This window comes from Dietzia sp. IBK-p2-16D (assembly GCF_057773085.1).
The window spans coordinates 83,600-105,992 of the sequence record NZ_JBYMTL010000002.1; the positions used below are offsets into that span (position 1 = coordinate 83,600).

Consider the following 22,393-nt stretch of genomic DNA (forward strand, 5'->3'; position numbering starts at 1 on the left):
GCCCCCCGGGGGTTCGACTATCGCCTCAGACGTCCCACCAGCCCGCGGAGAACGGGGGTGATCGTGTCGAGTTCGGGCAGGCGGGAGCGCGACAGGATCAGACCGGTGACCACGAGCGTGATGACGGCGGCGACACCGGCCCGCAGGACGAAGCCGATGCTGCCGACCGCGTCGGTGAGGGTGTCCATCGGCAGGATCCTGTCCACGGCGAGCGCGACCAGGGCACCGACGATCGACGCGCCGAGGGTCCACGACGCCGACCGGAGAGTCTCCCGGCCGCGCAGGGAACCCAGCTTCGACCGCAGCAGGATGAACCCGGCGACGGCGCCGACGACCCAGCCGATGCCGTTGGCCAGGGCCAGTCCGATCACCACGTGGGAGCGCTGCTCGGCGACCGCGGGGACGATGAGGGACAGGATCACGCGGACGACGGTGATCGCGAGGATCATGACCGTGGGCGTCCAGTAGTCCTCGCGGGCGTAGAACACCCGCTGCTGCAGCAGGACGATCGCGTACGGGACCAGGGTGAACGCACCGAAGGCCAGGGTCAGGCCGAGGACCTGCGCGCTCTCGGCGTCGAAGTTGCCGTAGCGGAACAGGCCGGTCGCGATGGTCGGACCGAACGCGGTCATGAACGCGATGATCGGGAGCAGACCGAACAGCGACAGCCGCGTCCCCAGCGAGATGTCGCGCACCACCGCGTCGTTGCGGCCGGCCACCCCGTTGTCGGCGAGCCTCGGGTTGATGGCGGTGAGCAGGGTGACACCGATGATCCCGTACGGGACCTGCAACAGCAGCCAGTAGGTCTGGTAGATCGCGATGGCGGCCTCGTCGGCGGCCGAACCGATGCGGTTGGTCATCACCAGGCCCACCTGGGAGATGAGCACGTAGGTGACGCCGGCCAGGGCGTGACCGCCGAACTGCCTGATGCGGGGGTCCAGACCCCACTGGGGCCGCAGGTCGACGCCGGCGCGGCGCAGGGCCGGCACCAGTACGGCGGCCTGGACGATCACGCCGAGGGTGGTGCCCAGACCGAGCAGCAGGATGGGGGCGCTGAGCAGGTTGACCGGGGCGGCCGGGTCGATCCCGCTGCCGACCACCGCGAACAGCACGAGCGTCGCGATGGCCACCAGGTTGTTCCACACCGGCGCCCAGGCCCCGGGCCGGAAGATCCCGTTGTAGTTGAGGACCGCGAGCATCACCGAGAACACGCCGTAGAAGAAGATCTGCGGCAGTAGGAGGAACGCGAACGCGGTGGCCAGGTCGGTGTTGACCTCGCCGTCACCCAGGTTGAGCTCGGTGAGCAGTGGTGCGCAGGCCACGGCGAGCACCGTCGCCCCCAGCGCGAGGACCGAGGTCACGGTGAGCAGGCGCCGGAGGAACGACACTCCCCCGTCCTCGTCCTCCTGCGCTGCCCTGGCCAGCAGTGGCATGAACATGGCGGTGAGGACCGAGCCCAGCACGAGCTCGGTGATCATGTTGGGCAGTGTGTTGGCCGTGTTGAAGGCGGACGCGACCGCGGGGCCGAGCACGGTGAGGATGAGGATCATCCGCACGAACCCGGTGATGCGGCTCGCGAGGTTCGCCACCGCCATCGATCCGGTCGAGCGCATCACCGAGGCGTCGGAGGAGTCCCGGGTCCGCGTCCCGGTCCCCCCGCCCGGCGGGGTGGACTGCTCCGGCGCCGCCGACCCGGGAGACGCGGGCGCGGCGTCGGGCGAGAACGAGTCGGCGACCGGTGGCGGTGACACCGGGCCGGGCAGCACGCTGCTGCCCGACTCACGGCGTCGGCCCCGGAGCCCGGGGTCCGGTCTGCGCAGTTCGGGTCCGGGGGACCCCTGCTCGTCGTTCACGGTCGGTGCCCTTCGTCCGCGGGGTCGAGGATGCCCCGACGGTAGCGCAGGTACCGCCGACCCCCGAGGACGAGGGCGAGGGCCGCTGCGGCGAGCGCGAACGCCTGCGCCACCGGGTAGCCACCGGTCTGGACGGACAACTCGACCGGCTCGGACAGCGGGCGCCCGTCGGGTCCCTCGAGGACGAACGCGACGGTGTGGCGGGCGCCGCCCTCGGCGTCGGACTGGGTGGGGACCTGCAGGGTCCGTGATCCCGAGGCGGGGATCTGGATGATCCCCACCGGGTCCACCCGGATGTCGGCCGGCGCGGTGACGGTGACGCCGACGCGTACCGGGAACGGCAGCGCGTTGCGGGTCACCAGCAGCAAAGGGCTGTTGGGGCTGGCCATGGTGAACACGCTGCCCGGCGGGAGCAGGTCCACCCGGTCGAGAGAGTCCGCGACCGTCCGCTCGAGCCGCTCGAGTCGGGCAGCGGTCCGGCCCCGGGCGACCTCACCGGTGCCGGACCCGGGCGACGTCCCGTCCCCCCCGGCTCGCCGGCCGGTCTCCGACAGGGCCCGGAGGGCATCGGAGACCATCGGGTCGAGGTGGAACCGGGCGTCCGCCGAGGTGGGGTCGGAGGTGTCAACGAGTGAGCGCAGGGTGCCGACCCCCCGCATTGCGTCGGCCACGCGCCGGTCCGCCCCGGCCAGGTCGATCGCACCCGGGTCGACGGCCCCCGTGGGGTCGTCCGCCAGCGAGCCGTCCGGGATGGTGACCGGGCCCGCCAGGCGCTCGGCGAGCGGGAGCGCGCGCATCCTGCCCGCCTCGAGCTGGGCACCGAGGGACTCGAGCAGCGATCCCGCGGCGTCGCCGTCGATGCTCCACACCTGCGGCGGCACGGCCAGCACGCCCTGATCGGCGGCGGGGTCGGCAGTGGGGTCGGTTGCGGCGGCGGGTCCGGTGGCGGCGCCGGCGGCGGGGGAATCACCGGTGGACGGTCCGGCGGGATCGGCGCCGATCGCGTCGAGAGGAGGGATGGGGACGGGTCCGGCAGCGGCGGCCGTATCGACGGCGTCCACCACCGGGGCGAGCAGGGCCGCGCGGGCGTCCTGCAGTCGGGCCGCCGCGGAGTCGGCCGTCAGCCAGTACCGGGTGTCGGGGTCGGAATACCGTGGGTTCTCGGGCGCTGCCCCGGTCGCGGCGAGAGTCGAGCCGACGGTCGCCGAGTAGGTCAGCGCCCGGCCGGCCCCGGCCAGCCCCACCAGCCCGGGCGGCGGGACCAGGCCGGTGTCGGTCCGCGTCGACGGGGCGGCCACGACGGCGGTGATGTCGGGTTCGTTCAGCGCCTCGGCGGTGCCGGGCAGCAGGGTCCCCGACGCGGGGACCAGGGTGTCGGGGACGGGGGCCACCCCGAGGATCCGCTCGACGGCGTCGGTGTTGTCGAGCGCGGCGCGGGTGAGTTCGGTGGAACCCACCGCCCCGACGGCCTCGAGGCCGGCCTGGGCCGCCGGCAGACCCACGACGCAACCGCCCTCGGCGAGCGCCCGCAACTCGTCGAGCCACCGCCGGGCGTCCGCGGCCACCGCCCCGGGATCCTCGGGACCGGACCATTCCGTGTCGTCCCGTTCGCCCCGGGTCCGGGTGGAAGAGCCTCCGCCGTCGCTCCTGCCGGAGCCGTCGCCGATGAGTACGGTCCGTCCGTCGGCCACCTCGGACACGGTTCCCAGGAGGTCCGGGTCCACGGCCAGGCACACCGCCCGTCGCAGGTCCCGCCCGCCCGCGCCGTCGAATGCCTCGTCGGCCGCCCGGACGAGCCCGGTGAGCCGGCCGTCCTCGGCCAGCTCCCGCAGGAGCGAGTCGTCGGTCAGGGCCACGACCGGGTCCGGGCCCTCCGCGCCGGGCACCGTCGCGACCCGCGTGGGGGCCGCGGCCAGAGGCCACAGCATGGTCAGCGGCACCGGTACCGGTCCGGGCACGTCCGCCGGCCCGGGGGCGCCCACCTCGTCGTCGACCCCCGGAAGCGCCGCCGGCCGGGGTGCCTCGAGCACGGGCAGCAGGGTGCGTGCGTCGTCGAGCCGCGCGGGCGAACCGCCCTCCGGGGTCCCGTTGACGTTGACGAGCAGCGGGTAGACACCAGGCTCGGTGAGTTGCAGGTCGGGTGCGGTACTTCCGACGATCTCGCGGGCGGGCATGGAGATCCGGTACGACACCGACTCCCCCGGCGGCACGGCCTCTGCCACCCGCACGAACTCGCCACGGACCCCGAACGACGGTTCCGACCACACCAGCGGCTCCCGGACGGCCTCCGCGTCGGCGGCACGGGGCCCGCGCTGGAGGCGGACGTCGACCGACTCGAGGGGGAGCTCGCCGACGTTGGCGATCGTCCCGGACACCGTGACGACCGGGACCCCGGCCTCGGTCCCCACCGCGACCTCACCCGTCCCGGACGCGCCGCCCGCGCCGTCGAGGACGCGCGGGGAGATCTCGTCGATGGTGATCCGCGCCAGCGCCGGCGCCGGAGTGGGGATGTACCCGGCGGCCGCGGCCTGCTCAGGGGTGATCGCGCCGGCCGGCTGGACACCCCACAGCGGCCCCACCGCCAGCGCGGCACACAACGCCGTCGGGACGACCGCCCGGACTGCGCGCCCAACCGGCCGCGCGGTCACGGCCCGGACTCCTCCGGCGCGTCGTCGCGGGGGGTCACGCCGGGCGCCCCGGTCCGGCGGACCGGCTCGGGGCCGTCCGCCCGCCGGGAGGGGTCGACCTTCTGCGCGTCGGCGGGGGGCGGGTTGTCACCTGCCAGTTCTGCACGAGCGAGTCGGGGCAGCAGGGTGCGCGCGGACTCCACCAGGCGACGCTCGTCCGGGTAGGCCAGGCGCCTGGGCAGGTCGTCGAACGCGAACCACGCGACCTCGGTGATCTCCGGGTCCTCGTCGCACAACTCGCCGTGGTCGTAGCGGATGAGGTGGTGGTGGACCGTCTTGTGGATGCGTCGGCCCTCGGCGACGAACCAGTAGTCGATGGTGCCCAGCGGTGCGAGGACGGTGCCGTCGACCCCGGTCTCCTCGAGCACCTCGCGCCGGGCGGTCTCCGCGACGGTCTCCCCCGGTTCGATGTGTCCCTTGGGCATGGACCACAGCATCCGATTGCGGCGGTCCAGGCGACCGATGAGCGCGACCTCGAGCCGCGACAGGTCGGCTTCCGGGCCGACCGCCGCGTGCGCGAGATTCCGGACCACCAGGCCGCCGGCCGAGGTCTCCAGCACTGTCTTGAGGCGCTGGCCGCCGCGGGGATGCCGCGCTCCCCCGCGACCACCACGGGCGTTCTTGACGCCGGCCTTGCCACCCTGGTGGGCGCCGGGCTTGGTGGTCTTGGGCGCGGCCTTCGACCCACCCTTGCCGCCGGACTTGGAGCCGGCCTTGGAGCCGGAGCCGCCGCCGGCCTTCGAGGGAGCGGACGTCCGCGTGGTGTTGGCCGAGCTCGCCTGGGCACCGCCCGACTTGGGCCGGCCGGGCTGACGCGGGTGTCGGGGGGTCTGGCGGGCGGTGGCACCGGCGGTGCCGTCGCCGGACTTCACCGTGTGGGTGGCGTCGGTACCGGACGACTGGTTCTGGTTCTCGGGCGCGCGGCCCTGTCCCCGACCACCGCGGCGACCGCGTCCCCCGCGGCGGCGGCGCCGGCCCTGCCGGGTTTGGCCGTCGCCGGTTGGGGCGGAGGAACCGGAGGGCCCGGACTGACCCCCCTTGCCGGACTTCTGGCCAGCACCACCGGAGGTGTTCTGAGCCGCTGATCTGGACTTGTCACCCTGGGAGTTGCGCGCGCCGTCGGCGGGCTTCGCGGCGGCGCCGTCCCGCGTGTGACCAGTGGATTCGCGTCCGGTGGCTCCGGGTCCGGCGGACCGACGTGCGCGACGACGCCGCGGCGCTGTGGCGCGCGGCTCGGCGGGACGATCGGCTTCGGACACCCATCGATGCTACCGGCCGGGGGTGAGTGGACCGGAATCCACGGCGCGCCGCCGCCCGGTCGCGTGCGGCTCAGGCCCCGAGCGCCGGACCGACTACCCGCCAGGAGTCCCGGAGTTCGCGGGTGAACAGGGCGAAGGTGTGGGCGCCGGTCGGGTACCGGTCATAGGTGAAGGGCACGCCGCCGTCCCGCAGCGCGCGGGCCATGTGGCGGGTTCCCAGGTCGGCGGCCAGTTCCGTCGGCGCGCCGATAGCGAAGGTCGCCGACCCGATCTCCGGCGAGTCGTGCGGGCCGGGGTTGCCGGGGGCGGACGCGAGGTACAGGGCGGTGCCGCGGAGCCGTTCGACGTCGTGCGACGGGTCATTGACGAGCCAGGCCGGGTCGTCGTGAGGGCCGAACGCGTTGTGGACGTTGCCGCCGCCGCGCGCGACCATCGCGGTCATGGCGGCGCGACCGAACGGCGTGGAGACCTCGGGGAACCCGGACAGGGACGCCGCGGCGGCCCAATGGTGTCGGCTCCGCGCGGCGAGGGTGAGCGCGGGTCCGCCGGACATGGACACGCCGATCACGCCGCGGGTGCCGTTCAGGGCGTGGGCGCCGGTGAGCGCGGCGGGTAGTTCGGAGTCGAGGAAGGTGTGCCAGCGGTTGACGCCGAGGACGGGGTCCTCGCGCTGCCAGTCGGTGTAGAGGCTGAACCGGCCGCCCTCCGGGCTGGCGACCAGGACGTGTTTGTCGGCGAAGAAGTCCTCGTAGTCGGTGTGATAGGCCCAGCCGACGTGGTCTTCTCCCCCGCCCACGCCGTTGAGCAGGAGCAACAGCGGTGCCGGCGACGGGCTCGCGGGGAGGAGGAGGAACGTGGGGACGGCCCTGGCCATGGACGGGGACCACACGTCGGCGAGTACCTTGCGGCCCTCGACCGGTTGGACGCGCAGGATCTGTGGCCGGGAGGTGTCGACCGGGGGCGGCGCGGTGGGGCGGGGCGAGGTGGTGAATCCGAGGGCCGTGGAGGTGTCGACGCCGCCGGCGGACTGCGCGCCTGCGAGCGGGTGGACCGCGCCGGTCAGCGCCACCACGGCCGCGGCCGTGAGCGCGACGGCCGTCGGTGCGATGCGCCGACGGCTGGGTGACGGGCGTGGGTATATACGACGACGACGAGACACACCCGTCACTCTAGATTGCTTCTGTATCACGGGACAGGATGTCGATCCCGTGGCGGCCGGGAACGGTCCCGCGGCGGCGGGCGCGGCTAGAGTCCGCTGTATGAGCACTGGCCCGTCCGCCCACGCCCTGGTCCTGCGACACCGGGCCAAGCCGGGCCGTCGCGACCAGTTGATCGAGGTGTGGCGTCGGCACATGCCCGAGGCCGTCCAGGCCAACGACGGGCACGAGGCCTATGTGCTGTGCGCGTCCCACGTGGATCCGGACGTGATGGTGGTGTTCCAGCACTACCGGGATGCCGCGGCCGCCCAGGAGTTCCTCGGTAACCCCGCCTACCTGCGATACCTGGAGGAGTCGAGCCCGCTGCTGAGCGGCCCGCCCGAGGTGGAGGCCGTGGACCCGCTGTGGTCGAAAGTCGTCGCGGCGGGCGGGTGAGGCGGCGCGCCGAGCCCGGAGGCGCGGGTGTCCGGCTGCTCCCGGGGGGCCTGTCTGACACTCTGGCAGCGCACCTCGCGCGAGATACGCTGCCTCGTTGACTTACGCGCCTTGAATGGTCCAATCCCGCAGCGTGACCCGGGGTTCTGTGTGCATTTCCGCAGCGTAGGTCGGTTAGGCAGCGTATCCGGAGCCGTTCGTGCTGGCCGGATGCACACTCGGCCGTCGTCCCGGGTCCGGCCGGGCCCCGACTCGGCCCCGACTCGGCCCCGACTCGGCCCCGCCCCCGAGTGCGCGGATCAGGCTTTGCCGGGTCCACTCGGTAAAGTCGGGCGCGTGACAGCCCGCAGACCGACCCCCGACCGCAGTGCCGCCGCCGATCGAGCCGCCTCCGATCGACACGACGCCGCGGTGTTCTCGGCTCTGCAGGACGGACCGGGCGCCCGGCCCGACCCGGCCGAGGTCGAGGCACGCCGGGTCCGGCTGCTGGCGGGCGCCCAGACCACCATGAACGACCTGGCGGACGTGCTGGCCCCGCTCGCGACGGCGTTCGGCGACGCCGGGCACGAGCTCTACCTGGTGGGCGGCAGTGTCCGCGACGCCGTGCTCGGCCGACTGGGCACCGACCTGGACTTCACCACGGACGCCCGACCCGAGACGGTGCGGGCCATCCTCGGCGACTACGCGGACGCGGTGTGGGACACCGGGATCGAGTTCGGCACGCTCTCGGCCGTCAAGCGGGACGGTGGCGGGATCGAGCAGCAGATCGAGATCACCACGTTCCGCGCGGACTCCTATGACGGGGTGACCCGGAACCCCGAGGTCGTCTTCGGCGACACCCTCGAGGGTGACCTCATCCGGCGTGACTTCACGGTAAACGCCATGGCGGTGCGTCTGCACCCGGACGGGCGCCAGGAGTTCGTCGATCCCCTGAACGGGATGGACGCCCTGCTCGCCGGCGTGCTGGACACCCCGGCGGCGCCGGAGCAGTCGTTCGCCGACGACCCGCTGCGCATGCTCCGGGCCTGCCGGTTCGTCTCCCAGCTGGGGTTCACCCTGGCGCCGCGGGTGTTCCGGGCGATGGCGGAGATGACCGGGGAGATCGACCGCATCACCGTCGAACGGGTGCGGACGGAGCTCGACAAGACCATCCTCGGCGATTTCCCGATCGACGGCATCAACATGCTGTGCGAGGCCGGGTTGGCCGACCGGGTGTTGCCCGAGGTGCCCGGCATGAAGCTCGAGCGCGACGAGCACATGCAGCACAAGGACGTGTACTGGCACTCGCTCACGGTGCTCAAGCAGGCCATCGACCTCGAACCCGAGGGGCCCGACCTGGTGCTCCGCTGGGCGGCGTTGCTGCACGACGTGGGCAAGCCCGCCACACGGGCGCCCAAGCCCGGCGGCGGCGTGACCTTCCACCACCACGAGGTGGTCGGCGCGAAGATGGTGCGCAAGCGCATGCGTGCGCTCAAGTACTCCAAGCAGATGATCGAGGACGTCTCCGGCCTGGTGTTTCTCCACCTGCGCTTCCACGGGTACGGCGAGGGTCAGTGGACGGATTCCGCGGTGCGCCGCTACGTCTCCGACGCCGGACACCTGCTCCCGCGCCTGCACCGGCTGGTCCGGGCGGACTGCACGACCCGCAACAAGCGGCGGGCGGCCAAGCTGCAGGCCAACTACGACTCGCTGGAACGGCGGATCGCCGAGATCGAGGAGAAGGAGGACCTCGCGCGGGTCCGCCCAGACCTCGACGGCAACGAGATCATGACGCTGCTCGACCTCAAGCCGGGGCCCGATGTCGGTCGCGCGTGGGCATATCTCAAGGAGTTGCGCCTCGACCGCGGCCCGCTCGACCGGGATGAGGCCGAGGCCGCACTCCTGAGCTGGTGGGCGGGACAGAACGAACCGCAGCAGAACGGCGGGTCCGGGGGCTCCGCCGAGCAGAACGGCGACCCGGCATGATTGGCGGAGCGGTCGACCGCTACCTCGGTTCGGCCGCTGCGCGGGTCGTCGTCGCCGTCCTCGCCGTCGTCGGCACGCTGCTGCACACCGTCGGAATCCCGGGGCTGCAGCAGACCCCGCCGTACCGCATCGACCTCGACGTCTACCGCGTCGGCGGGCAGGTGTTCCGCGACGGTGGCGACCTCTACGGCGAGCTGCCGCAGCTCGCCCAGGGCGCCCACCTGCCGTTCACCTATCCCCCGCTGTCGGCGCAGCTCTTCTCACTGCTCACGCTGGTGCCGTTGGCGGTCGCGTCCGCGCTGATCACGCTGGCGACCATCGCGGTGCTGGCCTATGTCGTGCACCTGGTGCTCACGCGCACGTGCGAACGCCCGCAGCGGGAGTTGTGGTGGCTCACGGCAGCCATCGTGGCGGTGGCACTGTGGTTCGGCCCGGTGCGCGAGACGATCGGGTTCGGGCAGGTCAACGTCTTCCTCATGGCGCTGGTGCTGGTCGACGTGATCCGCGGCCGCGGCCGCTGGTGGGGCGGCACCCTCACCGGGTTGGCGATGGCCATCAAGCTCACCCCGGCGGTGTTCCTGCTGTACTTCGTGCTGCGGCGCGACTGGCGCGGGCTGGCCACGGCGGTCGTCTCGGCCCTCGCGTTCACCGGGATCGGGCACCTGCTCACCCCGGACGACTCGGCCCGCTACTGGACCTTCGCCATCCGTGACCCGGCCCGGATCGGCGGTCTGGCGTTCACGTCCAACCAGTCGGTGAACGGGTTCGTGCACCGCCTCGGGCTAGAGGACACCGCGGCGTCGGTCGCGTGGTTCGTGGTGTCCGCGGCGATCGGCCTGGGGATCGCGTGGGTGTCGTGGCGGCTGCTGCGGTCCGGCCACGAGGTGGCCGCCGCGGTGGCGGTGGGTCACGTGGCGCTGTTCTGCTCGCCCGTGTCGTGGGGGCACCACTGGGTGTGGGCGGTGCCGGCGATCGTGCTCACCCTGGTGTGGGCCGACCGCGCGGGGCGAGACGGCGACGACGACGAGCGCGGCTGGCTCGCCCTGGCCGGCAGCGGCGTGGTGGTCTTCCTGGGCACACCGCAGTGGTGGGTGCCGCACAGCGAGGACCGCGAACTCGGCTGGGGCCCGCTTGAGCACCTCGTCGGCAACGCCTACCTGATCTGGGCGGCGGTCTTCCTCGTCGTCGTCGGACTCCGGGCGTCCCGCCTCGGCCGCCCCGACCTGGGCGGCGACCCCGAACAACCCGCGCTGCTCGACAGGGCCACCGCGAGCCGCTGAGCGCCCGCCGTCAAGGCGGAATGGCGATCTGTGGATTACGGATCGCTGCTCCACAGATCGCGGATCGGGGCTGGTAAGGGTCGGGTGTCCGGGACACGATTCTCGTCATGGACTACTTCTTCGGAGACGGCGTCGGGGACCCGACGCAGTGGCAGGGCGAGCCCGACCTCACGCTCGGGACCGGTGCGGCAGACGCGCTGTGGTTGGACTTCGACGGTGACGGTTACGCCGACGACGCCCTCTGGGATTCGGACGTCGACGGTGTCGCGGACCGCGTGGTGACCGACGTCGGCACCGCCGCCCAGGTGGCCTACGCCGACGACGGTGATCGCGGGCTGTGGAACGTCTATGCGGGAGGCGCGGGCGCGCTCGCGGCGGGATCCGCGGGGGCCGGGTCCGTCGGCGGCGGGTCCCTCGGCGCGGGGTCTGTGGGCGGCGGCTCGGTGGGGGGCGGGTCTGTGGGGGGCGGGTCTGTGGGCGGTGGCTCGGCGTTCGGAGGTTCGGTGGGCGCGGGGTCGGCCGGCGCGGGCTCGATCGGGGCTGGATTAGTGGCGGCCGGATCGGTGCTGGCCGGGTCGATGTCGGCCGGTGCAGAGGGGGCGGGAGCCCTGGTCGATGGCTCGCTGGCCGCGGGCGCGGAGGCGATCGCCACCGGCTCGGAGGCGCTCGGGGAGCTGCCGGACTGGGGCGCGCTGTTGTCCGATGCGATCGGTGCGATCCACCACGGGTCGACCGCCGCCACGGACTCGGCCAGGTGGTCCACGCCGCCGGTCGCCGAACCGGATCCGGTGCCGTCGCCCCCGCCGGTCCAGGGCGGGACGAATCCCCAGCCCGCCGCCCCTGTCATCGAGGATGACGGCTCCATCACCGTCGACACGGGTAGCGGGTGGCTCTCGGTTGCCGACGTCAACGGAGACGGGCTGCTCGACGCCGCCCTGCCCTTCGAGCCGCCCCGTCTCGAGTTCCCGCACCTCGACGCGGGCTCTGCCACAGGAGTGGTCGGGACGGGGGTCATCGACGCCGGTGCGATCGGTGGTGGCTCGGCCCATGAGGGGTCAGTCGGTGGTGCAGGCGCCGCCGGATCCGCCGCGGCGGGCTCGGCTGCGGCGGGATCCGCGGCCGCCGGGTCGATGGGCGCGGGTTCGGTCGGCGCAGGGAGCGTCGGCGGCGGCTCGGTGGGTGCAGGCTCGGTGGGTGGCGGCTCGGTCGCCGCGGGCTCCGTGGGCGGTGGTTCTGTGGGCGGAGGGTCAGCCGGGGGTGGCTCGATCGGTGGCGGGTCGATCGCCGCGGGCTCCCTCGGGCTCGGCTCCTGACCGCGTGCGAGCGGCCGGAACCGCGGCGACCGCCGCGGCGGCGGCGTACAGCGCGGCCGGGACCAGCATCAACGGCGCCGACCGCCCGTCCGCCGGCACCAGGGGCAGGATGGCGACCATCCCCACCACGAAGGCCGAGTTGAACAGCGCGTCCTGCAGCGCGAAGACCCCGCCGCGACGGGCGTCGGGAACATCGGTCTGCATGGCGTTGTCCGCGACGAGCTTGACCACCTGGGCGCCCAGACCGATCGCGACCGCACCCACGACCAGCGCGGTCGGGTCGAGGGTCGGCCCGACCGCGAGCTGGGCGACCCCCGACAGGACCGCCCCCGACGCCACGATGGCGATCCGCCGCCGACGGGCGATCGCCCACGGGGTGACGACGGCCGCCAGGCCCATTCCGGCGGCCACCGCAGCCGACATCAGTCCGAATCCGCCCATCCCGGCGACCACGGGGCCGCCCGCTCCTGCGGACTCGGCGTCGCGCAGCAGCAGGATCGCCAGCATCGTGGTGATCCCGAACGCCGCCCGGCCGAGCGTCACACCGGCCAGGGACACCCACACGAGGGTCGTGGAACGGGCGGCCCGGACGCCCTCGGCCAGTCCACCGGCGAACAGGGCGAGCGCATCCCGAGTGACGGCCCGGCCCGGATCGGAGCCGAGCTCGTCGTCGTCGGGGCCCAGGTGCCGGTGCGGCAGGGCCAGGATCGCCCAGACCCCCACCAGCGCGGCGATCACGGACGGCACGAGGGTCCACGACACGGCGCTGTCCCCGGCGCCCAAGACGGCCAGGACCGCGAAGGCGGCCACCGCGCCGACGGCCGTGATGATCGACCCCACGGTGACCAGGACCGAGTTGGTGGCGGCGAGGATCCGGTCGGGCACCACCTTGGGCATGGCCGCGGTCATGCCGGTGTTGATGAGGCGGCCGAGACCGATGGCCACGAGCGACAGCGCGAACAACGCCGTCAGGCCCGCCCCGGTGTGGACCGCCCCGGCGGCGATCAGAGCGATGGAGGCGATGATGGCGACCGTCCTGACCAGGGCAGCGACCGCGACGACGACCCGGCGGTCCCACCGGTCGAGCGCGGCGGCCGCGAAGGGCCCGACGATCGAATACGGCAGCAGCATGACGGCGAACCCGCCGACGATGGCGGCCGGCGTCGTCGCGGATTCCGGACTGAACAACACGATCCCGCCCAGCGCGGCCTGGTGGATGCCCTCGCTGAGCAGGGCGGCCAGGCGTGCCGTGGACAGCCGGCCGAGGCCGTCCGACTCGCGCATTGTGGCGGCCAGGCGTCCGCGCGGGGGGCCGACCGGGTCGGCGGACAGGGAGGTCACCCGAGTCACCGTATCGCCCACGACTCGAACCCTCACCACACGAGCGGTCACCTCACGGGCGCGGACCACCGCGGCGGAGCCCGATCGAGGGGAGGCGCGTGTGGGTCGGCGACGACGGGGGCATCATGGGGACATGGACACGGGACCGGACGATCTGGGTGGCGGCGGCCTGTTCGGCGACCGCCTCTACTCCGCGATGGACAAACGTGACCCCGTCGCCGGTTCGCTGCTCATCGCGGCGCCCGACATGCCCGACCCCAACTTCCAGCGAGCGATCATCTACATGATCGAGCACGATCACTCGGGCTCCCTGGGGGTGGTCATCACCCGTCCGAGCGAGACCGAGGTGGAGTCGATCCTGCCCGCCTGGGCCGAGATCTGCGCTCCCCCGTCCGTCTTCCACATCGGCGGTCCCGTCAAACCCGACACCGGAATCGCGCTGGTGGTGCTCGGCTCGGGTGTCGACGGCGATCGGTTCGCGGGGCTCCAGCAGATCGAGGGACGGGTACACGTGGTGGACCTGGACAGTGACCCCGACCTGCTGCGGGACCACGTCGAGGGGATGCGGGTGTTCGTGGGCTACACCGGCTGGGCCCCCGGGCAGCTGCAGGACGAACTCGACCGCGGTGACTGGTACGTCGCGCCCAGCCTGCCCAGCGACCTGCTCGCCCCCGCCCGCGTCGACGTCTGGGGCGCGGTGCTGCGACGGCAGGAGATGCCGCTGCCGCTGTACGCCACCTTCGTCCAGGACGGCGACGTCAACTGACGAGTCCCGGCCGATAGCTATCCCACTGATTGGGATGTGCTTTCCAAACAATGAGATCACGCCTAGGCTCATGCAGGTGGAGACGGGTGAGGGTGTAGTAGCGGTGGTGACCTCGCGGCACTGGCTGGTGCTGGCCGTCGCCACGTTCGTCGCCGCGTCGGGCTCGGCGTTCGTCGTCGGCGCGGGCTTCCTGCTCCCCCACCTCACGACCGTCGAGGGGCTGTCACTCTCGCGGGCCGGGGTGCTGGTCGCGATGCCGCTGGTGGGGATGGCCACGGCGCTGATCGCGTGGGGCTGGCTCGTCGACCGGACGAGCGAGAAGCTGGTCCTGGTCTCCGGTTCGATCGGTGCCGCGCTCGCCCTCACCGCCGCGCTGTTCGTCGAGTCGTTCACGCTGCTGGCGATACTGTTGCTGGTCACCGGGGCCTTCACCGCCTCGGGGAACTCCGCGAGCGGGCGGCTGGTCGTCAGCTGGTTCCCGGCCCACCGCCGCGGGCTCGCCATGGGCGTGCGGCAGATGTCCCAACCGGCCGGATCCGCGGTCGCCGCCATGACCATGCCGCTCCTCGCGCAGTCGTACGGTCTGGGCGCGGCGTTCGCGGTTCCCCTGGCCATGGCCGTGGTCTCGGCGGTCGCGGCCCTCGTCGTCGTCACCGACCCGCCTGCTCCCCCGCCGACGCCGAGCGCTCCGACGCCAACGGTGACCGGCGCGGCGGCGAACGCCACCCCGGCATCCCGCCCCCCATCAGACGGGTCGCCCTACCGCGGATCCCGCTACCTGGCCCGGGTGCACGGCGCGTCGGTGCTGCTCGTCCTGCCCCAGGGCATGCTGCAGGCGTTCCTGCTGGCGTGGCTCGTACTGGGGCACGGTTGGTCGGCGGTGTCCGCGGGCGTCGTGGTGACGGTGAGCCAGGTGCTCGGTGCGCTCGCGCGGATCGTCGCCGGAGCGGTGTCCGATCGGGTCGGATCGCGGATGACACCCCTGCGCGGAGTGGCGATCTCGGTGACCGCCGGCCTGGCGGCCCTGGCCGTGGCCGAGGTGCTCGGCGCACCCGGGGCGATCGCCGTGACGCTCGGGGTGGTCGCGACCGTGCTCTCCGTGTCCGACAACGGACTGGCGTTCACCGCCGTCGCCGAATACGCCGGCCCGCGGTGGAGCGGGCGCGCGCTGGGCGTCCAGAACACGGCACAGTTCGTCGCGATCTCGGCCTCCACTCCCCTCGTCGCCGCGGTGATCGAGGTCTTCGGCTACTGGCCGGTGTTCGCCGGCGCGGCGGTGGTCGCGGCGGCGGCGATCCCGCTGGTGCCCGCCGCGGACAGACTGCGCACGTGAACGGCGACGCCCCTGCTCGCCCCCGGGGAGCTACGTGGGCAGGGACTCGCCGCGGTACTGGCCCACCGACCACACGTTGCCCTCGGGGTCGCGCGCGGAGAAGGTGTGATCCCCGTAGTCGGTGTCGTGGAGCTCCATGACGATCTCGGCGCCGGCCGCCCTGGCACGCTCGTAGACGACGTCGGCGTCGGCCGTGACCACGTAGGCGAGGCCGGTTCCGGCCGGCATCGCGTGGGGATCGTCCGCGTCGGGCCGCTGGTCGCCGAGCATGATGCCGCCACCCTCGGGCCACAACAGCTCGGCGTGGACGATGCGGCCGTCCTCGGCATGCGAGAGGGTCTCGACGAATCCGAGGGCCTCGGTCAGCCAGTCGATCACGGCGCGTGCGTCCGAGCACTGGAAGCAGTGCCAGACGGTCGGAGCGGGCGGGGTCCCGGGCTGGTGTGCACTCATGTGCCGAGTGTGCGCCGACCCGGGCGGGGGCGGAAGGGCTCCGACGGGGGTGATGCCGAATCGTGGCTGGTTAGACTGCCCGGCGTGTCGAATGCCCCCTCCACCAGCGCAGAGATCCGGCAGGGTCTGGCCGACTGCTCGACCGTCGGGCTGGGACTGGTGCCGCTCGGCCTGGCGTTCGGCGTGCTGATGACGCAGGCCGGGTTCGACTGGTGGTGGGCGCCGGTGTTCTCGATCGTCATCTACGCCGGTTCGATGGAATTCCTCGCGATCGGCCTGCTCACCGCCGTCACTCCCCTGTATTCGCTGGCCGCCGCGGCGTTCCTGGTGAACTTCCGGCATGTCTTCTACGGGCTGAGTTTCCCGATCGAGGCGATCCGTTCGCGGCTCGGCCGGTTGTACGCCGTGTACGCGCTCACGGACGAGGTGTACGCGATCACCGCCACCAAGCGGCGAGTGGAGATGTCCGGGGCCCGGACGCTGACCATCGCGATCACCTGCCAGTCGCTGTGGGTGGTGCCGGGCATCATCGGCGCGCTCGTGGGATCGGCGCTGCCCGAGGGGCTGGACGGGCTGCAGTTCGCGCTGACCGCCTTGTTCGCCGTGTTGGCCGTGGACGCGTGGCGCTCCTCGGGTGATCTCCCGGCGCCGGCGATCGGCCTGGTCTGCGGCCTGGGCGCGGCGGTGGTGGCGCCCGGGCAGATGCTCATCGTGGGCCTGTGCGCGTTCGTCGCGGTGCTGGTGCTGCGCTACATCTGGGCCGTGCGCACCGGGCGTGACGCCGCGTGATCGCCGCCGTGCCCGGGACCGCCTACCTGCTCGCCGGGCTGGGCCTGATGTTCCTCGTGACCCTCGCGCTGCGGGCCGCCCCGTTCCTCGCGCTGACCCGGCTCCGCGATTCCGGCATCGTCCGCTACCTGGGCGGCACCATGCCCGCCGGGGTGATGGTGGTGCTCGTGGTCTACACCCTGCGGGACACCACCACCGAGCTCGGGTCGTGGGTGCCGGCGACCGTCGCGCTGGGGCTCACTCTGGCTGTGCACCTTGCGTTTCGACGCGCCGCGGCGAGCATCGTGCTGGGCACGGCGACCTACATGCTGTTGCAGACCGTGCTGGGCTGATACCGCCGACCCGGACGGCCCCCCACGCGCGCGCAAGTCCTGCAGCCGCGCACGAAATCACGTGAGCGGCTGCAGGACTCGCGCGCGGCTGCGCGATGGCAGGTGTCGCTACCCCGATCGGCGCGGGCGGCCGCTCAGTGAGCCACCGGGCACGTGCCCAGGTCGACCTTCCACTCGGTCAGGCCGTTGAGCCACCCCGACCGGAGCCGTGTGGGGTCGCCGAGCGCGGTCAGGTCCGGGAAGTGGTCGGCGACGGCATTGAAGATCAGCTCGAGCTGCATCTTCGCCAGGTTGGCGCCGAGGCAGTAGTGCGGGCCCTGTCCGCCGAAGGTCACGTGCGGGTTCGGATCGCGGAGGATGTTGAAGCTGAAGGGGTCGTCGAAGACCTCTTCGTCGAAGTTCGCCGACCCGTAACAGATGAGCACGCGGTCGCCCTTGGCGATGGACACCCCTCCGACCTCGGTGTCCTCCATGGCGGTCCGCTGGAACTGGGTGATCGGCGACGCCCACCGCAGGATCTCGTCGTAGGCGGTCTCGGGCCGCTCACGCTTGAACAGCTCCCACTGCTCGGGGTGCTCGAGCATCGCGACCATGCCGTGGGTGGTGGCGTTGCGGGTGGTCTCGTTCCCGGCCACGGCCAGGAGGGTGACGAACCAGCCGAACTCCTCGGCGGAGAGGTGTTCGCCGTCGACGTCGGCCTGGACGAGCTTGGTCACGATGTCGTCCCGCGGGTTGGCGGCACGGTCCTCGGCCATGGCGTTGGCGTACCCGATGAGCTCCATGGACGCGATGGCGGGCGCGTCGGGGTCACCGCCGGCGTCGTAGCTGGTCATGATGTTGGACCACTCGAAGATCTTGTGGCGGTCCTCCTGCGGCACACCCAGCAGGTCCGCGATCGCCTGGAGTGGCAGCTCGGAGGCGATGGAGGTGACGAAGTCGTCGGCGTTCGACTCGGCGGCGGCGGTGACGATCTTGCGTGCCCGGTCGGCGAGCTCCTCGCGCATCCCGGCGACACCGCGGGGGGTGAACCCGCGGGAGATGATCCGCCGGTGCTTCTTGTGGATCTCGCCGTCCTCGTTGACGAGCATCGACCGCTGCGCCTCGATGATCGACCGGTCGGTGCCCTCGGCGAACCGCGGGATCATCGTGTTCTCGCCGGCGGAGAACACCTCCCCGGTCAGGCGCGAGATCTCCTTGACGTCGGCGTGCCGGGTGACCAGCCAGTAGTGGTCGTCGTCGAACCCGTCGGAGCCCGCGCGCTTGTCGACGCGGTGGATCGGCTCCGACTGCCGGAGCTGGCGCCACTCGTCGTGCGGGAGCCGCTTCTCGAACAGGTCGGGGTCGGTGAAGTCGAAGCCTGCCGGGATGGTGACGTCCATGGTGTCTCCTGGGCTGGTCGCCCGCCGGGTCCGGCGGGGATGAAACCGTGAATGGTGGTAACTATATACACGTGGCACTATCCTCGAGCGAGATTCTCGACCGCGCTCTGATGTTGGCGGAGCAGATGTCGGGATCGATCGCGCGCGCGGCCGCGAACTACGACCTGACGGTGCCGCGTCTCGAGCTGTTGTTCGTGCTCGGCCTGCAGGGAGAGTGCAAGCAGGTGGAACTCGCCACGTATCTCGATTGCTCGCCGCGTCAGGTGACCGCGCTGGTGGACGGTCTCGTGGCGAGTGGCCACGTGGAGCGCACGATGCCGCCGGACGACCGGCGGGTGCGGCTGGTGAACCTGACGGACAAGTCGCGCCGGATCGTGGATGAGGTGGTGACGGCGCGCGTCGGACTCGCCGACTGGTTGTTCGAAGGATTCGACGACGACGAGCTGCAGGCGTTCGGAGCAGTGTCCGAGAAATTGGTCTCCCGGATGAGCGGGCGTGCGCTGAGTCGGCTCCCCGAGCAGTGAGTCGGGCCCGGTCGTCGGATCAAGCCGGTCGTTGACTCAGGCCGGTCGTCGACTCAGGCGGTGCAGGCCGCGCAGCCGGTGTCCGCGCGGGCGTATTCGACGAACCCGCGGGAGAGGTAGTTGGGGACGGCGGCGGGGGAGTCGTCGTCGCAGGTGTGCAGCCACACCCGGCGGCACCCGGGCACTTTCCAGGCGATGCGACAGACCTCGGAGAGGAACCATCCGCCGAGACCCCGGCCGGCGAACTGGGGGAGCAGGCCGAAATACACGATCTCCACGTCGACGCCGACGTCCGCGGCACCGTCGGAGTTGTCGAAGGCTGGGCCGGTGGTCTCGTCGCACGGGCTCATGCGGAGCTCGGCGAACCCGACGATCTCGCCGCCGAACGTCGCGCGCAGCGTGCTGACGCAGGGGTCGGAGCAGTACGAGGCCCAGTCGCCCTCTGCCCACTCGAGACGATCGATCCAGTTCCAGTCGCTGCCGATCTCGCGGTACATACGCGAGTTGAATGCCGGTTCCGCGGGGAAGACCCGGGAGATCGTCAGCTCCGCACGGCCAGCAGGACGCAGGTGGTCGGCGTCGGTCTGCTGGAGGTAGGTCACGCTGGTCATCGGGCTATTGAAGCACCGCAACCCCACCGCGACCCAACCGGTGACGGGCCACGGCGGGGCCGTGGAGATGTGCACTCAGTTCACGTTGATGTGGACGCCCGGGATGTTGAGATCGTTCACTGCGCCGGCGACCGAGCCGGCTGCCGCGTTGAAGGCATCAGCACCGGCGTTCTGCAGGCCGTGCGCGGTGAAGGGATTGCTGGCGGCCGCCGCTCCCAGGAGGCCGGTGGCCCCGACTGAGCCGGCGGCCCCGGTTCCCGCGACGATTCCCGCAGGAACGGCCCAGGCAGGCGCGGTTGCGACAGCCGTTGCGGCGGCACCGAGGGCGGGAACCGCGCCGGCGGAACCGGCGGCGGCGGCCGGGGCCGCCCCGGCGGCGATGAGAGTCGCGATGGCGAGTGAGATGGGATCCATGGTCGTGCCTTTCTCTGGTGGGTGGTCAGCCGATCGTGACGACACGTGGCTCGATGACCGGTTGTGGGTTGACGGGAAGTAGCGGTACGTCGATAGCGAGGGGAGGCGGGACCGGGGCCGGGTCTGGCGGGGGTGCCGGGCGGGGAGCGGGTGCCGGGCCCGGTCTGTACGGCGCCGGTGCGGGTGGCTGCGCCGGGACAACCGGCACCCGGATCGCTGGCGGCCGGGCCGGCGCGACCGGCGCTGATTCCGCGGCCGGGCGGGCCGCTGGCGACCCTCGTCTCGAGGACGGCAGGCGCTCGCTACTCACTGGCGCGGTGGAGGTCGGCGCGGTGGAGGACGTCGCGGCGGAGGACGGAGACCGCGCCGACGTGGTGGAGGGTGCAGGCGATGTGAGGCCGGCCTGCTGTACCGAGGGCGGCACGGGCCCGGCGGCTGTGGCCGTCGCGGTCCCCTCGGTGAGCCATGCTGCGCCTGCTCCTGCCGAGAACCCGAGCAGGGCCAGGCCGGCGAGAGCCAGGAGCGGCATGGACCGAGGAAGCGGCGGGCGCGTCGTCATGGGCACGGCACCCCTCCTCGAATCGTCTGACAGCCCGGCGGCTGCCCGAGCTACTCAGCTCGTGCGGCGTGAACATTAAGACGGCTTCGGGGGCGCCTCAACGTTTTCCTGCCTAAAGAGACCGTCGGTCGAGGGGTCCTGTGACCTGCTGATATGTAGTCACCCTCCGGGAATGGAGGGAACCCGCAGGTAGCGGCGACGGGGAAGTGAGTCGCGATGACATGACGCCGTGATGAGAATCGATTTATTACCGGGATTTGTCGTCTGTCGGCGCGGTCCTGTCGGGAGCGACCAGTTGCGAGTCGTCCCGAGATCCGTAGTGTCGCGGCATGGCTAACGTACTGATGATCATGTCCGCGGCCGACCACTGGACCCTCAAAGACGGGTCGGCGCACCCCACCGGTTTCTGGGCAGAGGAGTTCGTCGCACCGTACGAGGTGTTCACCGACGCCGGCTGGTCCGTCACCGTCGCGACCCCGGGTGGGCGTGCTCCCACCGTCGATCAGGCAAGCCTCGGCGAAGGCGCCGGCGACCCGGAGACCCTCGACAAGGTCAAGGCCTCGCTCGATCGGCTCGCGCCCGTTCTGAACTCGCCGGCCGACCTGGCCTCCGTCGATCACAACCAGTTCGACGTGGTCTTCTACCCGGGCGGTCACGGCCCGCTGGAGGACCTCGCCGTGGACAAGACCTCCGGGGCGATCCTCGCCGAGCGGGTGACCGCGGAGAAGCCGCTCGCCATGCTGTGTCACGCCCCGGCGGCGGTCCTCGCGGCGTCGGATGACGTGTCGTCCTCGCCGTTCGCGGGATACAAGATGACCGGATTCTCCAACGTCGAGGAGGAGCAGGTCGGGCTGGCCGAGAACGCGCCCTGGTTGCTGGAGGACAAGCTCGTCGAGCTGGGAGCCGACTACTCCTCGGCCGCCGAACCGTGGGGCTCGCACGTGGTGGTGGACCGCAACCTCTACACGGGTCAGAACCCCCAGTCCTCGGAGGAACTGGCCAAGCGGATCGTCTCCGACCTGGGATGAGTCCGCGCCGATGAGCCACATCGTCGACCGGCACGCCGTCATCGACGGCCACCGCATCTCGTTCGGCGTGCACGGCGAGGGCGAACCCGTGGTCCTTCTCCACGGAACGCCCTCGTCGTCGTACATCTGGCGCGACGTGGTGCCCGCCCTCACCGGGGCCGGGTACCGCGTCCACGTCTTCGACCTGCTCGGTTACGGGCTATCGGAACGGCCGCGGGACCCCGACGTCGACACGTCCATCACCGGTCAGGTCGCCGTCCTCGAGGGCCTACTGGGGGAGTGGGGACTCGACACGTTCCACCTGGTGGCCCACGACATCGGTGGCGGGATCGCGCAACGCTTCGGCGTGCAGTCGACCGGGCGCCTCCGGTCCCTGACCCTCATCGACGTCGTGAGCTTCGACAGCTACCCCTCCGAGCGGACCCGGCAACAGATGGCCGACGGGCTGGACGAACTGGCCCGCACGCCGGACGCCGAGCACCGGGCGCACTTCCGCGACTGGCTGCTGTCCACGCACAGCGACCCGGCGAACTTCGACCCCGCCGCGCTCGAGGTGTACGTCGACCTCATCAGCGGTCCGATCGGACAACCGAGTTTCTTCCGGCACCAGGTCGCGCACTACGACCCGCGCCACACACTGGAGATCTCCGACCAGCTGGACAGGCTCGGTCGGATCCCGGTCCAGCTGGTCTGGGGCGCCGACGACACCTGGCAGGTCACCGACTGGGCGCACCGCCTCCACGCCGCGATCCCCGGCAGCGAACTGCACCTCATCGAGAACTGTGGCCACTTCGCGCCGGAGGAACGCCCCGCCGAGGTCGCCGCGGCACTCCGGGCATTCCTCGACGCCCACCGGAGCTGACGGGGCCCACGGCGCTCCGGGCCCGAGGTCCCGGCCAGACCCGGGACCGTCTC

20 protein-coding genes are annotated in these 22,393 nt (G+C 72.2%); 11 read left to right on the plus strand and 9 right to left on the minus strand.

All coding sequences use genetic code 11. The annotated features are described in order from the left end of the window. Window positions 1-17 precede the first annotated feature (17 nt). The 4 genes from murJ to AC3DE3_RS04740 form a co-directional block, all read right to left on the minus strand. Window positions 18-1,853 carry a murein biosynthesis integral membrane protein MurJ gene (murJ, locus tag AC3DE3_RS04725; RefSeq protein WP_488369154.1) on the minus strand — a complete coding sequence of 612 codons (1,836 nt, stop codon included), beginning with the start codon at window positions 1,851-1,853 and terminating at the stop codon, window positions 18-20. Continuing rightward, complete coding sequence (locus tag AC3DE3_RS04730) at window positions 1,850-4,501, minus strand: hypothetical protein (RefSeq protein WP_488369155.1); 2,652 nt, start codon at window positions 4,499-4,501, stop codon at window positions 1,850-1,852. Before AC3DE3_RS04730 ends, murJ begins: the two co-directional genes overlap by 4 nt. Next, entirely contained in the window at window positions 4,498-5,799 is a 1,302-nt protein-coding gene (locus AC3DE3_RS04735; RefSeq protein ID WP_488369156.1) for an NUDIX hydrolase, read from the minus strand. The genes AC3DE3_RS04730 and AC3DE3_RS04735 overlap by 4 nt, the downstream gene beginning before the upstream one ends. Window positions 5,800-5,869: 70 nt before the next feature. Continuing rightward, window positions 5,870-6,958, minus strand: coding sequence for an alpha/beta hydrolase (locus tag AC3DE3_RS04740; protein ID WP_488369157.1), 1,089 nt, complete (start codon window positions 6,956-6,958; stop codon window positions 5,870-5,872). Between the two features lie 100 nt (window positions 6,959-7,058). On the opposite strand from AC3DE3_RS04740, the gene AC3DE3_RS04745 reads away from it, so the two are divergent. From AC3DE3_RS04745 to AC3DE3_RS04760, 4 genes are all read left to right on the plus strand, one after another. Continuing rightward, window positions 7,059-7,391, plus strand: a complete 333-nt coding sequence (locus tag AC3DE3_RS04745) for a putative quinol monooxygenase (RefSeq protein ID WP_260486132.1) — start codon at window positions 7,059-7,061, stop codon at window positions 7,389-7,391. 411 nt (window positions 7,392-7,802) lie between these two features. Beyond that, the gene (locus tag AC3DE3_RS04750) at window positions 7,803-9,356 is read left to right on the plus strand and encodes a CCA tRNA nucleotidyltransferase (protein ID WP_260489228.1); all 1,554 of its coding nucleotides are present in this window, start codon (window positions 7,803-7,805) and stop codon (window positions 9,354-9,356) included. After that, window positions 9,353-10,636: a glycosyltransferase 87 family protein gene (locus AC3DE3_RS04755; protein ID WP_488369158.1), complete on the plus strand. Its 1,284-nt coding sequence runs from the start codon at window positions 9,353-9,355 to the stop codon at window positions 10,634-10,636. Before AC3DE3_RS04750 ends, AC3DE3_RS04755 begins: the two co-directional genes overlap by 4 nt. Before the next feature lie 107 nt (window positions 10,637-10,743). After that, window positions 10,744-11,949 (plus strand): hypothetical protein, encoded by a 1,206-nt coding sequence (locus AC3DE3_RS04760; RefSeq protein WP_488369159.1) that lies wholly within the window; start codon window positions 10,744-10,746, stop codon window positions 11,947-11,949. Here AC3DE3_RS04760 and AC3DE3_RS04765 read toward each other — a convergent pair. Continuing rightward, window positions 11,884-13,290 carry an MFS transporter gene (locus AC3DE3_RS04765; protein WP_488369160.1) on the minus strand — a complete coding sequence of 469 codons (1,407 nt, stop codon included), beginning with the start codon at window positions 13,288-13,290 and terminating at the stop codon, window positions 11,884-11,886. The two genes, AC3DE3_RS04760 and AC3DE3_RS04765, sit on opposite strands and share 66 nt — an antisense overlap. 133 nt (window positions 13,291-13,423) lie before the next feature. On the opposite strand from AC3DE3_RS04765, the gene AC3DE3_RS04770 reads away from it, so the two are divergent. Together AC3DE3_RS04770 and AC3DE3_RS04775 are read left to right on the plus strand one after the other, a co-directional pair. Further along, window positions 13,424-14,056 carry a YqgE/AlgH family protein gene (locus AC3DE3_RS04770; RefSeq protein ID WP_488369161.1) on the plus strand — a complete coding sequence of 211 codons (633 nt, stop codon included), beginning with the start codon at window positions 13,424-13,426 and terminating at the stop codon, window positions 14,054-14,056. Window positions 14,057-14,132: 76 nt separating this feature from the next. Beyond that, window positions 14,133-15,389 carry an MFS transporter gene (locus AC3DE3_RS04775; RefSeq protein WP_488369162.1) on the plus strand — a complete coding sequence of 419 codons (1,257 nt, stop codon included), beginning with the start codon at window positions 14,133-14,135 and terminating at the stop codon, window positions 15,387-15,389. Window positions 15,390-15,419: 30 nt separating this feature from the next. Here AC3DE3_RS04775 and AC3DE3_RS04780 read toward each other — a convergent pair whose 3' ends face one another. Further along, on the minus strand, window positions 15,420-15,842 hold the full coding sequence (locus AC3DE3_RS04780; RefSeq protein WP_488369164.1) for a VOC family protein: 423 nt from the start codon (window positions 15,840-15,842) through the stop codon (window positions 15,420-15,422). An 84-nt stretch (window positions 15,843-15,926) separates the two neighbouring features. Here AC3DE3_RS04780 and AC3DE3_RS04785 point away from each other — a divergent pair, with 84 nt between their 5' ends. After that, window positions 15,927-16,631 carry an AzlC family ABC transporter permease gene (locus tag AC3DE3_RS04785; protein WP_488369165.1) on the plus strand — a complete coding sequence of 235 codons (705 nt, stop codon included), beginning with the start codon at window positions 15,927-15,929 and terminating at the stop codon, window positions 16,629-16,631. Then, the gene (locus tag AC3DE3_RS04790) at window positions 16,628-16,963 is read left to right on the plus strand and encodes a branched-chain amino acid transporter permease (protein ID WP_488369166.1); all 336 of its coding nucleotides are present in this window, start codon (window positions 16,628-16,630) and stop codon (window positions 16,961-16,963) included. Before AC3DE3_RS04785 ends, AC3DE3_RS04790 begins: the two co-directional genes overlap by 4 nt. Before the next feature lie 134 nt (window positions 16,964-17,097). Here AC3DE3_RS04790 and AC3DE3_RS04795 read toward each other — a convergent pair whose 3' ends face one another. Then, window positions 17,098-18,342, minus strand: coding sequence for a cytochrome P450 (locus AC3DE3_RS04795; protein ID WP_488369167.1), 1,245 nt, complete (start codon window positions 18,340-18,342; stop codon window positions 17,098-17,100). 71 nt (window positions 18,343-18,413) lie between these two features. On the opposite strand from AC3DE3_RS04795, the gene AC3DE3_RS04800 reads away from it, so the two are divergent. Then, the gene (locus AC3DE3_RS04800) at window positions 18,414-18,866 is read left to right on the plus strand and encodes a MarR family winged helix-turn-helix transcriptional regulator (protein WP_488369168.1); all 453 of its coding nucleotides are present in this window, start codon (window positions 18,414-18,416) and stop codon (window positions 18,864-18,866) included. Window positions 18,867-18,919: 53 nt separating this feature from the next. On the opposite strand, the gene AC3DE3_RS04805 is transcribed toward AC3DE3_RS04800, so the two are convergent. Both AC3DE3_RS04805 and AC3DE3_RS04810 read right to left on the minus strand, forming a co-directional pair. Then, on the minus strand, window positions 18,920-19,477 hold the full coding sequence (locus AC3DE3_RS04805) for a GNAT family N-acetyltransferase (protein WP_488369169.1): 558 nt from the start codon (window positions 19,475-19,477) through the stop codon (window positions 18,920-18,922). 75 nt (window positions 19,478-19,552) lie between these two features. Next, window positions 19,553-19,891 carry a hypothetical protein gene (locus AC3DE3_RS04810; RefSeq protein WP_260486120.1) on the minus strand — a complete coding sequence of 113 codons (339 nt, stop codon included), beginning with the start codon at window positions 19,889-19,891 and terminating at the stop codon, window positions 19,553-19,555. A gap of 888 nt (window positions 19,892-20,779) precedes the next feature. Between AC3DE3_RS04810 and AC3DE3_RS04815 the strand changes: the two genes are divergently transcribed. Together AC3DE3_RS04815 and AC3DE3_RS04820 are read left to right on the plus strand one after the other, a co-directional pair. After that, window positions 20,780-21,478: a type 1 glutamine amidotransferase domain-containing protein gene (locus tag AC3DE3_RS04815; protein WP_260486119.1), complete on the plus strand. Its 699-nt coding sequence runs from the start codon at window positions 20,780-20,782 to the stop codon at window positions 21,476-21,478. Window positions 21,479-21,488: 10 nt separating this feature from the next. Next, window positions 21,489-22,340, plus strand: a complete 852-nt coding sequence (locus tag AC3DE3_RS04820) for an alpha/beta fold hydrolase (RefSeq protein ID WP_260486118.1) — start codon at window positions 21,489-21,491, stop codon at window positions 22,338-22,340. Window positions 22,341-22,393: the final 53 nt, after the last annotated feature.